The organism is Micromonospora sp. WMMD558 (assembly GCF_049315255.1).
Taxonomy (GTDB): Bacteria; Actinomycetota; Actinomycetes; order Mycobacteriales; family Micromonosporaceae; genus Micromonospora.
The window spans coordinates 5,588,288-5,601,472 of record NZ_CP186061.1; the positions used below are offsets into that span (position 1 = coordinate 5,588,288).

Genomic DNA, 13,185 nt, shown 5'->3' on the forward strand with positions numbered 1-13,185 from the left:
GGCCCCCTGTTAACACTCGGCTGGCCCCGGTTGGCGCGCGACGCCATGATCCAGGCACCATGGACGCGCCATGACACTCACCGCCGCGCTGCCGGCCAGCGCCGACCCCGACACCCTCTACGACGCGTTCGCCGGCTGGGCGAAGGAGCGCGGCCTCGACCTCTACCCCCACCAGGAGGAGGCGGTCATCGAGATCGTCTCCGGCGCTAACGTGATCATGAACACGCCGACCGGCTCCGGGAAGAGCCTGGTCGCGATCGCGGCGCACTTCGCCGCCCTGGCCGACGACCGGACGACCTTCTACACCGCCCCGATCAAGGCCCTGGTGTCGGAGAAGTTCTTCGCCCTCTGCGAGGTGTTCGGCGCCGACAACGTCGGCATGCTCACCGGCGACGCCAGCGTCAACCCGGACGCCCCGGTGATCTGCTGCACGGCGGAGATCCTGGCCAACCTGGCGCTGCGCGAGGGCACCCGCGCCGACGTCGGCCAGGTGATCATGGACGAGTTCCACTTCTACAGCGAGCCGGACCGCGGCTGGGCGTGGCAGGTGCCGCTGATCGAGCTGCCGCAGGCGCAGTTCGTGCTGATGTCCGCGACGCTCGGCGACACCACCCGATTCGTCGACGACCTGACCCGGCGCACCGGCCGGCCGACCGCCGTCGTCCGCTCGGCCGAGCGGCCGGTCCCGCTCCTCTTCTCGTACGCGATGACGCCGCTGCACGAGACCCTGGAGGAGCTGCTGGAGACCAAGCAGGCCCCGGTGTACGTCGTGCACTTCACCCAGGCCGCCGCGTTGGAACGCGCGCAGGCGCTGATGAGCGTAAACGTCTGCACCCGCGCCGAGAAGGACATGATCGCGGCGGCGATCGGGAACTTCCGGTTCACCTCCGGCTTCGGCAGGACCCTGTCCCGGCTGGTGCGGCACGGCATCGGGGTGCACCACGCGGGCATGCTGCCCAAGTACCGCCGCCTCGTCGAGACGCTCGCCCAGGCCGGCCTGCTCAAGGTCATCTGCGGGACGGACACCCTCGGTGTCGGCATCAACGTGCCGATCCGCACCGTGCTGTTCACCGGCCTGTCGAAGTACGACGGGGTACGGACCCGACTGCTCAAGGCCCGCGAGTTCCACCAGATCGCCGGTCGCGCCGGGCGGGCCGGCTTCGACACCCTCGGCCGGGTGGTCGTCCAGGCGCCCGAGCACGTCATCGAGAACGAGAAGGCCCTCGCCAAGGCGGGCGACGACCCGAAGAAGCGCCGCAAGGTGGTCAAGAAGAAGCCGCCGGAGGGCTCGATCGGCTGGGGCGAACCGACGTTCCAGCGCCTGGTCGAGGCCGAGCCCGAGCCGCTGACCTCCAGCTTCCAGGTCAGCCACTCGATGCTGCTCAACGTCATCGGCCGGCCCGGCGACGCGTTCGCGGCGATGCGGCACCTGCTCACCGACAACCACGAGGACCGGGCCGCCCAGCGGCGGCACATCCGCCGGGCCATCGCCATCTACCGGGCCCTGCGCGCCGGTGGCGTGGTCGAGGAACTGCCCGAGCCGGACGAGGCCGGGCGGCGGGTCCGGCTCACCGTCGACCTCCAGCTCGACTTCGCGCTCAACCAGCCCCTGTCGCCGCTCGCCCTCGCGGCCGTCGAGCTGCTCGACCGTGAGTCCCCGTCCTACGCGTTGGACGTCGTCAGCGTGATCGAGTCGATCCTCGACGACCCCCGCCAGGTGCTCTCCGCGCAGCAGTTCAAGGCCCGCGGCGAGGCGGTCGCCGCGATGAAGGCCGAGGGCATCGAGTACGAGGCCCGCCTCGAACTGCTCGACGAGGTGACCTGGCCCAAGCCGCTCGCCGAACTGCTGGAGGGCGCGTACGAGATGTACCGGCAGGGCCATCCCTGGGTCGCCGACCACCAGCTCTCCCCCAAGTCCGTCGTCCGGGACATGTACGAGCGGGCGATGACCTTCACCGAGTACGTCCAGTTCTACGGGCTGTCCCGCTCCGAGGGCCTGGTGCTGCGGTACCTCGCCGACGCGTACAAGGCGCTGCGGCAGACCGTTCCCGAGGACGCCCGGACCGAGGAGTTGGGTGACCTCATCGAGTGGCTGGGCGAGCTGGTCCGCCAGGTCGACTCCAGCCTCATCGACGAGTGGGAGCGGCTGCGCAACCCGTCCGACGTCGAGGAGGTCGCCGCGGCGCTGGACGACCGGCCGGCGGCGGTGACCCGCAACCTGCGGGCGTTCCGGGTGCTGGTGCGCAACGCCCTGTTCCGCCGGGTGGAGCTGGCCGCCCTGCGCCGGTGGGATCTCCTCGGGGAGCTCGACGCCGGGGACGGCTGGGACGCCGACGCGTGGGCGGACGCGCTGGAGCCGTACTTCGAGGCGTACGACTCGATCGGGGTCGGGCCGGACGCGCGCGGGCCGGCGCTGCTGATGATCGAGCAGGGCCGCTCGACGTGGACGGTGCGGCAGATCCTCGACGACCCCGAGGGTGACCACGACTGGGGCATCAGCGCCGAGGTGGACCTCGCGGCCTCCGACGAGGCGGGCGCCGCGGTCGTCCGGATCACCGCGGTGGGACAGCTCTAGATTTCGCGTACGCGGGCCGCCCGGGATGTCCGGGCGGCCCTTTTCGTTCCCTGGGCGATGTCACTCCCGTCGATTAGAATGTATGTACTAATCGAGCTGCTGACCTGGGAGGATGCTCGTGACCGCGCCCACCTCCGCCACCCCGCTCACCCCCTACGCCACGCTCCTCGGCTTCACCAGGTACGTCGACCGCACCGGCCCGACCAAGGCCACCTTCGTCGGTGGCCTGCGCAAGCAGCGGGCGAGCCGGTCCGGTTTCAACCCGCACGGCCAGTTCGTCAAGGCACTCAAGGCCGACATCGCCTTCCACACCGGGGGCACCCATCTCGAACAGGTGGCCGAGTCCGTCAAGCCCCGGTGGCGCCCCCTCTACCAGGCACTCGTGCCGGGAGCGACCGCCTGGCTGCACTCCCTGGGTGAGCCGAGGTCCGTCGACCTGGCGCAGACCCGGGACGCGCTCGCCCTCCTGGGCGACCTACCCGTCAAGATCAACCCGCACTTCGGCGTACGGCACTCCGACGGTCGCGCCGAGGCGGTCCGCCTGCACTTCGACGAGGCCCCGCCCAGCGACGACGCCGTGCTCGCCACGCTGCACCTGATGGCCCGCCACATGGACGCGGTGCTGCCGCACGCCGAGCCGGTCCTGGTCGACGTCCGCCGTGGAACGGCGCACCACATGCCGCCGACGGCGAAGCCGGACGAGATCGAACGCTGGCTGGCCGGCGAAGCCGCCGCCTTCCAGTCCCTCTGGACCACCGCCGCCTGACCCGACCGGGCAAGATCCGCGCAACTTCGGGGAAGATGCTGCCTCGGTCGTACACGAGGCAGCATCTCCGGTGACGTTGCGCGGATCTTGAGGCGGCGGGCGGCCGGTCAGGCAGCCAGGTACTTCGCCAGGTCGTCGATGATCTTGTTGGCGGCACCGACGCCGATGCCGGTCATCCAGATCTCGTCGGAGACGACGTGCGCCTTGCCGGCCTTGACCGCGGACAGGCCCTTCCAGAGGGCGCCGCCGGTCACCTTGGCCTGCTCCGCGGCGGCCTTCTCGCCGTACGCGGTCACGAAGATGACGTCACCGTCGACCTCCCCGATCCGCTCCGGGCTCACCCGGTCCATCCGCCGGTCCTCCTTGCCGGTGAGCTGCTGCCGCTCCGGACGACCGAGGCCGGTGTCGCCGATGACGATGCCGGAGAACGAGTCCGGCCCGTACACCCGGATCTCGGTCGGCATGAAGCGGACGATGGAGACCTTGCGGGTGGCGGCGTCGCCGAGCTTGGCGCCGAACTCCTTGGCCCGGGTCTCGTACGTCGTGAGCAGGTCACGAGCCTGCTGCTCCTTGCCGAGCGCCTTGCCGTCGAGGAGGAGGTTCTCCTTCCAGGTGATGCCGACCTTCTCGGTGAAGACGGTCGGCGCGATCGCGGCCAGCTCGTCGTAGAACTTCTCCTGGCGGAACTTGCTGCCGAGGATCAGGTCCGGCTTCAGGGCGGTGATCGCCTCCAGGTCGGGCTCGGTGAGCACCCCGACCTCCTTGATGCCGGCGAGCTTCTCCTCGCCGAAGTAGGTCGGCCAGCTCTTCGCCTGACCGGCGGTGGCGGCCCCGACCGGCGTGACGCCGAGCGACAGGGCAGTGTCGATCTTGTCGGTGTCGAGCACGACGACACGCTTGGGCTCGGCGGGCACCTTGGTGGTGCCCATCGCGTGGGTGATCTCCCGGGTCTCCGCGGTGGCGGTGCCGGCGACCGGGTCGCTCTCACCGCAGGCGGTGAGACCGACGCCGAGGGCGAGCGCCGCGGTGAGGGCGGCGGCGAGACGACGCATCAGTGTCCTTTCGAGGGGTACGAGCCGACGCGCGAGGTGGCCGCGTCGTCGGCGGAGGGGCGGGCTGCCGGGGCGGCGCCCGCCACGGTGGGGTCGTCGGAGGTCGACCGGTCACCGGCACGAGCCGTGGTGATCGGTTCAGGGGCCGTGCCGGAGGCCGGGGCGGCGCCGGCGGACGGGGCGGCGCCGGCGTCCTGGCTGCTACCGGTGGCCGAGTCGGCGCCGGAACCGAAAGCCACGCCGGTGCCGTCAGCCGAGCCGGTGCCGGGAGCCAGGTCGGTGGTGCCGGGCAGCGGCGCCAGGGACGGGTTGCTGAGGCCCGGCACCACCAGCGGGGCGCCAGTCACCGGGCAGGGCACGACGACGCAGTCGAGGCCGAAGACGTCGCGGACCAGGTCGGCGGTGAGGATGTCCCGGGGCGGTCCGGCCGCGACGACGGCGCCCGAGCGCATGGCGATCAGGTGGTCGGCGTACCGGGCGGCCTGGTTGAGGTCGTGCAGCACGGCGACGACCGTCCGGCCCCCCTCGGCGCGTAGCCGGTGCAGCAGGTCCAGCACCTCGACCTGGTGCGCGAGGTCGAGGAAGGTGGTCGGCTCGTCGAGCAGCAGCGCCTCGGTGTCCTGGGCGAGCGTCATCGCGATCCAGACCCGCTGGCGCTGCCCGCCGGAGAGGGTGTCGACCGGCCGGTCGGCCAGACCGGCGATGTCGGCGAGGGCCATCGCCCGGTCCACCGCCTCCCGGTCCTCCGCGGACCACTGCCGCCACCACCGCTGGTACGGCTGCCGGCCCCGGCCCACCAGGTCGGCGACCGTCACCCCCTCGGGCACCAGCGGGCTCTGCGGCAGGACCCCGAGCCGGCGCGCGACCTCGCGGGTCGGCAGGTCCCGGATGGCGGCCCCGTCGAGCAGTACCGTTCCTCGGCGCGGCGTGAGCAGGCGGGCCATCGTGCGGAGCAGCGTCGACTTGCCGCAGGCGTTCGGTCCGACGATCACGGTGAAGGCGTCGCGGGGCAGGTCGAGGTCGAGCCCGTCCAGCACGGTCCGCTCGTCGTAGCCGGCGACCAGGTCGCGGGTGGAGAGCATCAGACCTCCTTCCGAGGGGCGGCGAGCGACTTTCCGGCATTCGTGACAGCAGTGACAGCCGGCACGTTCACGACGACCTCCGGCGGCCGCGCAGCAGCAGGAACATGAGGTACGGGCCGCCGATGGCGGCGGTCAGCACCCCGGCCGGCAACTGGGTGGGCGCGAACAGCCGCCGGCCGACCAGGTCGGCGAGCACCAGCAGCAGCGCGCCCAGCAGCGCGGCGCACACCAGCGGCGGGCGCTCGGCGCGGACCAGGCGGCGGGCCAGTTGCGGGGCGACCAGCGCGACGAAGTCGACGGCGCCGACCTGGGCGGTGACCATCGCGGCGACCAGCACGCCGGTGCCGGCCAGCCCGAGCCGCCGGGCCACCGGCCGCAGCCCGATGCCGCGGGCGGTGTCGTCGTCCAGGGCGCTGCTGTTGAGCGCCCACCCGGCCCAGGCCAGCACCGGCAGGAGCGCGACCAGCGTGGCGGTGATCCACACCGTCTCCGTCCAGCCCTTGCCGGCGAGGGTGCCGATCAGCCAGATCTGCGCCCGCAGCCCGTCGATCGGGTCGGCGGTGAGCAGGACCACCTCGGTGAGCGCCCGCAGCGCGAACGCCACCGCCACGCCGGCGAGCACGAAGCGCTGGGCGGCCAGCCCGTGCCGGGCGCCGAGCACCAGCAGCAGGCCGGCGGCGACCAGCCCGCCGACCAGGGCGCTCGGCGCCACCAGGACGGCGGCGGCGCCGCTGGTCAGGGCCACCGTGGCCGCGAGGCCGGCGCCCTGGGTGATGCCGATGACGTCCGGGCTCGCCAGCGGGTTGCGGGCCACGCTCTGGATCAGCGTGCCGGCCACCCCGAACGCCGCGCCGGCCACGGCCGCGAGCACCAGCCGGGGCAGCCGCAGGTCGAGGACCACCAGGTCGTACGGGGTGCCGGCGCCGGAGATCGCCCTGAGCACGTCCGGAGCGGCGACGAACGGGGTGCCGACGGAGAGGCTGACCACGGCGGCGGCGAGCAGCAGCACGACGAGCACGGCGGCGACGAGCACCGCCCGGCGGCGGATCTGCACGCTGACCGGCCCGGCCTTCAGGAGTGACCGCCCGGGCAGCGCGGTGGCGCTCACGCCGTCACCACCTTGGCGCGACGGACCATGATCGCCAGCAGCGGCGCGCCGATCAGCGCGGTGACGATGCCGGCCGGGACCTCGCCCGGCGGGTCGACGAGCCGGCCGACCACGTCGGCGCCGAGCAGCAACGCCGGCCCGAGGAGGGCCGAGAGCGCGAGCGTCCAGCGGTGGTCCGCGCCGACCAGGGCCCGGGCCAGGTGCGGGACGGCGAGGCCGACGAACGCGATCGGCCCGGCGGCGGCGACCGCTGCACCGGTCAGCAGCACGGCGGCCGCGCCGCCGCCCAGGCGCACCAGTTCGATCCGGTGCCCGAGCCCCCGCGCCACGTCGTCACCGAGGGCGAGGGCGTCCAGGCCCCGGGCGACCAGGGCGGCCAGCACCAGGCCGGCGAGGACGAACGGAAGCACCTGCGCCGCGACGGACAGGTCCCGACCGGTGAGCCCGCCGACGACCCAGAACCGGTAGTCCTCGAAGGTGCGCGCGTCGATGCTGAGCAGCGCGTACACGATCGAGGCCAGGCTCGCGTCGAGGGCCGCGCCGACCAGCGCGAGGGTGACCGGGCTGGCGCCCTCGCGGGCGCGTGCGGCGACGGCGAAGACCAGCACACCGGCGCCGAGCGCGCCGGTGATGCCGAACCAGACGTACCCGGCGAGGGTGGACACCCCGAACACGGAGATGGCGAGCACGACGCCGAACGAGGCGCCGGCGCTGATGCCGAGGATCCGAGGCTCGGCCAGGGGGTTGCGGGTCAGCGCCTGGAGCAGCACCCCGGCCACGGCGAGCGCCGCCCCGACGGCGAGGCCGAGCGCCGTGCGCGGCATCCGGAGGTCCCGGACGATCGTGGTGGCCTCCCCGGCGTCCGGGGCGACCAGTGCGTGCCACACCTGGTCGACGCTGAGCGGGCGGCTCCCCAGGGCGAAGCTCGCCAGCACCGCCAGGACCAACACGATCGCCGCCGCGGCGGTGATCGCCAACCGGCGGCCGACGCGCCCGCGGGTGGGGGAACCGGCCGGGGCGGGCCGGGTGGCGAGGGTGGTCACGGGTCTCCTGAACAGGGCGCTTAGGTGCGCCTTACCTTAGCTCACGAGGTTAGGGAGACCTAACCAGCGGCGGTCGATCCGATCCGACGCGGGGAAGCGGCGCTCCACGACCGGCGCGGCCCTACCCTGGGAAGATGCGATTCGACCAGCACACGGTCGTCCTCCTGGTCCGCCCGTCGGACGCGCCGGAGCTGCCCCAGGAGGCGCTCGACCGCCTCCAGGACGCCCACCTGGCACATCAGGCCGGGCTGGTGGAGCAGGGTCTCGTGCTCGCCGCCGGTCCGTTCGTCGACGCCGACGACGAGCGGCTGCGCGGCTTCGTGGTGCTCTCGATCTCGCCGGACGAGGCGCGCGAGCTGTACGCGAACGACCCGGCGGTCCGCGCCGGACGGCTGGCCGTCCAGGTGATGAGCTGGATGGTGCCCGAGGGGATCCTCCGCTTCGAGAGCGTGCCGGTGCCCCGTTCGATGCTGGAGGCCGCGGCCGGCGACTGACGGCCGTTGCGCGAGCCGGGCTACCGCTGCGCCTCGACGGCGCACCCGGACGGGACGGCCGGTGGCACCCGCACGCGCGGCTCCGGCGCCGTCGACGGCTGACCGGCGACCTGCCGGCGCGGGTCAGCCGGCGTGCCGGGGCGTCGCGTCCGGCTGCTGGTCCGGCGGGGCGGCCGACCCGGCGGCCAGCTCGGCGAGCGGCACGCAGCGCAGGGCGTCCGCCGCGCCGACGATGACCCGCAGTGCGGGGTGGTGGTCGTGCAGCAGCCGGCGACAGCGCCCGCACGGCGGCAGCACCTCCCGCCCCCGGTCCCCCACGACGACGATCGTCTCCAGCTCGGTGACGCCCTGGGTGGCGGCGGCGCCGACCGCGACGACCTCGGCGCACACGTCGCCGGTGGCGTGGCGGAGGTTCACCCCGCTGAAGATCCGCCCGTCGGTTGTCCGCGCGGCCGCCGCCACGGTGTGCCGGTCGCTGCGGCAGCGCAGCTTCGCGACCGCCGTGGCCGCCTGCACCAGCGCCCGGTCGGTGTCCCGCATCGTCATGCTCCCCGCCCCCGGTGGTCGACGTCGGCGGTCCACTCTAGGGCCTGCACGCCGATAACCCCGGGGCGCTGCGCGTCCGGCCTGCCTATCCTTGGCGGCGACATGCAGAGAGAAGCCGCCTCCGCCGAGCCCGACTCCGTACGCGAGCTGCACCGCCGCCTGAGCCCCCTGATGTTCCGTGACCAGCGCCGCCTCCAGCGGCGCCTGGAGGGTGTCCGGAAGCTGCGGGACCCGCAGCGGCGGGAGTCGGCGCTGGCCGAGATCACCGAGGACGTGGCGCGGGCCGAGGCGCGGCTGGCGGGCCGGCGGGCGGCCGTACCGGCGATCACCTACCCGCCGGCGCTGCCGGTCAGCGAGCGCCGGGACGACATCGCGGCGGCGATCCGTGACCACCAGGTGGTGATCGTCGCGGGCGAGACCGGGTCCGGCAAGACGACCCAACTGCCCAAGATCTGCCTGGAGCTGGGGCGCGGGATCCACGGGCTGATCGGGCACACCCAGCCGCGCCGGCTCGCCGCGCGGACGGTGGCCGACCGGATCGCCGAGGAGCTGGGCACCGAGCTGGGCGACGTGGTCGGCTACAAGGTGCGCTTCACCGACCAGGTCAGCGAGCACAGCCTGGTCAAGCTGATGACCGACGGCATTCTGCTCGCCGAGCTGCAGACCGACCGGATGCTGCGGCAGTACGACACGATCATCGTCGACGAGGCGCACGAGCGCAGCCTCAACATCGACTTCATCCTCGGCTACCTGAAGCAGCTCCTTCCCCGGCGCCCCGACCTCAAGGTGATCATCACCTCGGCGACCATCGAGACCGACCGGTTCGCCCGGCACTTCGCCGACGCCGAGGGCAACCCCGCCCCGGTCGTCGAGGTGTCCGGCCGGACCTACCCGGTGGAGGTGCGGTACCGGCCGCTGGTCGAGGTGACCGAGGCGGAGGACGAGGACGAGGCGGACGAGGAGAACGTCCGCGACCAGATCCAGGCCATCGGCGACGCGGTCGAGGAACTCGCCGCCGAGGGGCCCGGCGACATCCTGGTCTTCCTCTCCGGCGAGCGGGAGATCCGGGACACCGCGGAAGCGCTCGGCAGGCTGGTGCAGAAGAAGCGGTCGCTGCTGGGCACCGAGATCCTCCCCCTGTACGCGCGCCTGAGCACCGCCGAGCAGCACCGCGTCTTCGCCCCGCACACCGGGCGCCGGGTCGTGCTCGCCACCAACGTCGCGGAGACCTCGCTGACGGTGCCGGGCATCAAGTACGTGGTGGACCCGGGCACCGCCCGTATCTCCCGCTACTCGCACCGGCTGAAGGTGCAGCGGCTGCCCATCGAGCCGGTCTCCCAGGCGTCGGCCAACCAGCGCAAGGGGCGCTGCGGGCGGACATCGGACGGCATCTGCGTCCGGCTCTACGACGAGCAGGACTTCCTGTCCCGCCCCGAGTTCACCGACCCGGAGATCCTGCGGACCAACCTGGCGTCGGTCATCCTCCAGATGACGGCGATCGGGCTCGGCGACATCGCCGCGTTCCCGTTCATCGACCCGCCGGACCGGCGCAACATCACCGATGGTGTGAACCTGCTGCACGAGCTGGGCGCCCTGGACCCGGCCGAGACCGACCCGGCGAAGCGGCTCACCGCGCTCGGCCGGCGGCTGGCCCAGCTGCCGGTGGACCCCCGGTTGGCCCGGATGGTGCTCGAGGGCGAGCGCAACGGGTGCGCCACCGAGGTGGTCGTGATCGCGGCGGCGCTGTCGATCCAGGACCCGCGTGAGCGCCCGGTCGAGAAGCAGGCCCAGGCCGACCAGGCCCACGCGCGGTTCGCGGACAAGGAGTCGGACTTCGTCGCGTACCTGAACCTGTGGCGGTACCTGCGCGAACAGCAGCGCGACCTGTCGTCGAGCGCGTTCCGGCGGATGTGCAAGGCGGAGTACCTGAACTACCTGCGGGTCCGCGAGTGGCAGGACATCGTGAGCCAGCTGCGGCAGGTGCTGCGTACCCCGGAGAAGGAGCAGGGCCGGCGCGGGCCGGCGGAGGCCGCGCCCGACGGCGGCGGGCGGCGCCGGGCCGGCGCGGACCTGCCGGAGGAGATCGACACGCCGAAGGTGCACCAGTCCCTGCTGGCCGGGCTGCTGTCGCACGTCGGCCTGAAGGACCCGCAGAAGCACGAGTACCTGGGGGCGCGGGGGGCGAAGTTCGCCCTGTTCCCCGGGTCGGCGCTGTTCAAGAAGCCGCCGCGCTGGGTGATGGCCGCCGAACTGGTGGAGACCACCCGGCTCTGGGGCCGGGTGAACGGGCGGATCGAGCCGGAGTGGGTCGAGCCGCTCGCCCAGCACCTGGTGAAGCGCAGCTACAGCGAGCCGCACTGGGAGAAGAAGCAGGCCGCGGTGATGGCCTACGAGAGGGTGACCCTGTACGGGATTCCGATCGTCACCTCCCGCAAGGTCACCTTCGGCCGGATCGACCCGGCGCTGAGCCGGGAGCTGTTCATCCGGCACGCGCTGGTGGAGGGCGACTGGCAGACCCACCACCAGTTCTGGCGGGACAACCAGAAGCTGCTCGCGGAGATCGAGGAGCTGGAGAACCGGGCCCGGCGGCGGGACATCCTGGTCGACGACGAGACGATCTTCCAGTTCTACGACGAGCGGATCCCGGCCGACGTGGTCTCCGGGCGGCACTTCGACGCGTGGTGGAAGAAGGAGCGCCGGCAGCGGCCGGACCTGCTCACCTTCACCCGCGAGCTGCTGGTCAACGCCGGTCGGGGCGGGGTCGACGAGGCCGACTACCCGGACGAGTGGCGGGCCGACGGGGTGAGCCTGCCGCTCACGTACACGTTCGACCCGGGCACCCCGACCGACGGCGTGACCGTGGACATCCCGCTGCCGCTGCTCAACCAGGTGCCGGCGGAGAGCTTCGACTGGCAGGTCCCCGGCCTACGCGAGGACCTCGTCGTCGCGCTGATCCGCTCGCTGCCCAAGGCGATCCGGCGCAACTTCGTCCCGGTGCCGGACTACGCCCGCGCCGCCCTCGCGCAGCTGCCGGCCGGCGAGGAGCCGCTGCTGGACGCGCTGACCCGGCAGTTGCGTCGGATGACCGGGGTGACCGTGCCCCGGGACGCCTGGGACGTCGCGAAGCTGCCGCCGCACCTGCGGGTCACCTTCCGCGTGCTCGGCGACGACGACGCGCCGGTCGCCGAGGGCAAGGACCTGCCGGCCCTGCAACGCCAGCTCAAGGCGGAGGTACGCCAGGTGGTGGCGGCCGCCGCGCCGGACGTGGCGCGGACCGGGCTGACGGAGTGGAGCATCGGCACCCTCCCCCGCACGATCGAGCAGGTACGGGCCGGGTACGCGGTCACCGCGTACCCGGCGCTGGTGGACGAGGGCGCGACGGTCGGGGTGAAGGTGTTCGACTCCCCCGCCGAGCAGGAGGCGGCGCACTGGGCGGGCACCCGCCGGCTGCTCCGCCTGACCGTGCCCTCGCCGGCGAAGATCCTTCAGGGGCGCCTGTCCAACGAGGCGAAGCTGGCGCTGAGCCGCAACCCGCACGGCGGGGTGCAGGCGCTGATCGAGGACGCGGCCGGCGCGGCGATCGACAAGCTGATCGCCGACGCGGGCGGGCCCGCCTGGGACGCCGAGGGGTTCGCGGCGCTGCGCGAGACCGTGCGCGCGGGACTGGTGGACAGCGTCGTGGACGTCATGGACCGGGTCCGGAAGGTGCTCGCCGCCGCGTACGCGATCGAGCAGCGCCTGGGCGCGACCCGGAACCTCGCCGTGGTGGCCGCGCTGGCCGACATCCGGGCGCAGCTGACCGGGCTGGTGCACGCCGGCTTCGTCACCGAGACCGGGTACGCACGCCTGCCCGACCTGCTGCGCTACCTGACGGCGGTCGAGCGCCGGCTGGACCGGCTGCCCGGCAACCCGGCCCGCGACAAGCAGCAGCAGGACCGGATCACGACCGTGCAGAAGGAGTACGCCGACCTGCTCGCCGCGCTGCCGCCGACGAAGCGGCAGTCGACGGCCGTCCGGCAGATCCGCTGGATGATCGAGGAGCTGCGGGTGAACGTCTTCGCCCAGGCGCTCGGCACCCCGTACCCGGTCAGCGAGCAGCGCATCTACCGCGCCATGGACGACGCCGAGGGGCGGTAGGCGCGCCACCGCGTCGCGAGCGCACTCGGGCCTTCGGTCCGGGGGGGTGAAAAATCGGCGATCGCAGGACGGCAGCAATCTTGACAGCCGGCAACAGCATTTGGGATCGTGACGGTCGACGATGCTTGGGGACGGGGTCGCATTCGGATTCCGGAACCGAGCCGCCAGACACAGAACGGGGGTGACACAAATGAAGATTGAGATTCGTCCCATCGAGGACGTCCGTCTGACGATCCGCTGTGGCGCGGAGTGCTGAGTTCAGCACGTGAAACCACGAGATACCGCGCAATCTGACGTACGCGCCGTATCACCAATCCGCCCTGCGGGGGACGGCTGGCGCCGATATCACATCGGCGCCAGCCGGGCCGGGCTATCGCAACAC

Annotated in this window: 8 protein-coding genes and 1 pseudogene; 4 read left to right on the forward strand and 5 right to left on the reverse strand. The window is 72.9% G+C overall.

What is annotated here, in order from left to right; all coding sequences use genetic code 11:
• Positions 1 to 70 precede the first annotated feature (70 nt).
• Positions 71 to 2,575 carry a DEAD/DEAH box helicase gene (locus ACN26Y_RS26655; RefSeq protein ID WP_155332904.1) on the forward strand — a complete coding sequence of 835 codons (2,505 nt, stop codon included), beginning with the start codon at positions 71 to 73 and terminating at the stop codon, positions 2,573 to 2,575.
• Between the two features lie 118 nt (positions 2,576 to 2,693).
• Positions 2,694 to 3,341, forward strand: a complete 648-nt coding sequence (locus tag ACN26Y_RS26660) for a hypothetical protein (protein ID WP_155332905.1) — start codon at positions 2,694 to 2,696, stop codon at positions 3,339 to 3,341.
• Between the two features lie 107 nt (positions 3,342 to 3,448).
• Here the strand turns inward: ACN26Y_RS26660 and ACN26Y_RS26665 are convergent, their stop codons facing one another.
• The 4 genes and pseudogenes from ACN26Y_RS26665 to ACN26Y_RS26680 all read right to left on the reverse strand — a co-directional run bounded on the left by ACN26Y_RS26665 (position 3,449) and on the right by ACN26Y_RS26680 (position 7,626).
• A complete protein-coding gene (locus ACN26Y_RS26665) occupies positions 3,449 to 4,393 on the reverse strand; it encodes an ABC transporter substrate-binding protein (protein WP_422733708.1) in 945 nt (314 codons plus the stop codon).
• Positions 4,394 to 4,671: 278 nt separating this feature from the next.
• Positions 4,672 to 5,475, reverse strand: a pseudogene (locus ACN26Y_RS26670) (ABC transporter ATP-binding protein); the annotation flags it as partial.
• 67 nt (positions 5,476 to 5,542) lie between these two features.
• The gene (locus tag ACN26Y_RS26675) at positions 5,543 to 6,583 is read right to left on the reverse strand and encodes a FecCD family ABC transporter permease (protein WP_196255699.1); all 1,041 of its coding nucleotides are present in this window, start codon (positions 6,581 to 6,583) and stop codon (positions 5,543 to 5,545) included.
• Entirely contained in the window at positions 6,580 to 7,626 is a 1,047-nt protein-coding gene (locus ACN26Y_RS26680) for a FecCD family ABC transporter permease (RefSeq protein WP_155332907.1), read from the reverse strand. Before ACN26Y_RS26680 ends, ACN26Y_RS26675 begins: the two co-directional genes overlap by 4 nt.
• 134 nt (positions 7,627 to 7,760) lie before the next feature.
• On the opposite strand from ACN26Y_RS26680, the gene ACN26Y_RS26685 reads away from it, so the two are divergent.
• Positions 7,761 to 8,120 (forward strand): YciI family protein, encoded by a 360-nt coding sequence (locus ACN26Y_RS26685; RefSeq protein WP_155332908.1) that lies wholly within the window; start codon positions 7,761 to 7,763, stop codon positions 8,118 to 8,120.
• Positions 8,121 to 8,243: 123 nt separating this feature from the next.
• On the opposite strand, the gene ACN26Y_RS26690 is transcribed toward ACN26Y_RS26685, so the two are convergent.
• On the reverse strand, positions 8,244 to 8,660 hold the full coding sequence (locus ACN26Y_RS26690; RefSeq protein WP_230688780.1) for a cytidine deaminase: 417 nt from the start codon (positions 8,658 to 8,660) through the stop codon (positions 8,244 to 8,246).
• Positions 8,661 to 8,768: 108 nt separating this feature from the next.
• On the opposite strand from ACN26Y_RS26690, the gene hrpA reads away from it, so the two are divergent.
• On the forward strand, positions 8,769 to 12,803 hold the full coding sequence (hrpA, locus tag ACN26Y_RS26695) for an ATP-dependent RNA helicase HrpA (RefSeq protein WP_422733710.1): 4,035 nt from the start codon (positions 8,769 to 8,771) through the stop codon (positions 12,801 to 12,803).
• Positions 12,804 to 13,185 lie beyond the last annotated feature (382 nt).

Excerpts from the sequence above, each read along its gene's own strand:
- ACN26Y_RS26655 (WP_155332904.1), top strand. The coding sequence starts at position 71 with ATGACACTCACCGCCGCGCTGCCGGCCAGCGCCGACCCCGACACCCTC.
- ACN26Y_RS26665 (WP_422733708.1), bottom strand. The coding sequence starts at position 4,393 with ATGCGTCGTCTCGCCGCCGCCCTCACCGCGGCGCTCGCCCTCGGCGTC.
- ACN26Y_RS26685 (WP_155332908.1), top strand. The coding sequence starts at position 7,761 with ATGCGATTCGACCAGCACACGGTCGTCCTCCTGGTCCGCCCGTCGGAC.
- ACN26Y_RS26690 (WP_230688780.1), bottom strand. The coding sequence starts at position 8,660 with ATGCGGGACACCGACCGGGCGCTGGTGCAGGCGGCCACGGCGGTCGCG.
- hrpA (WP_422733710.1), top strand. The coding sequence starts at position 8,769 with ATGCAGAGAGAAGCCGCCTCCGCCGAGCCCGACTCCGTACGCGAGCTG.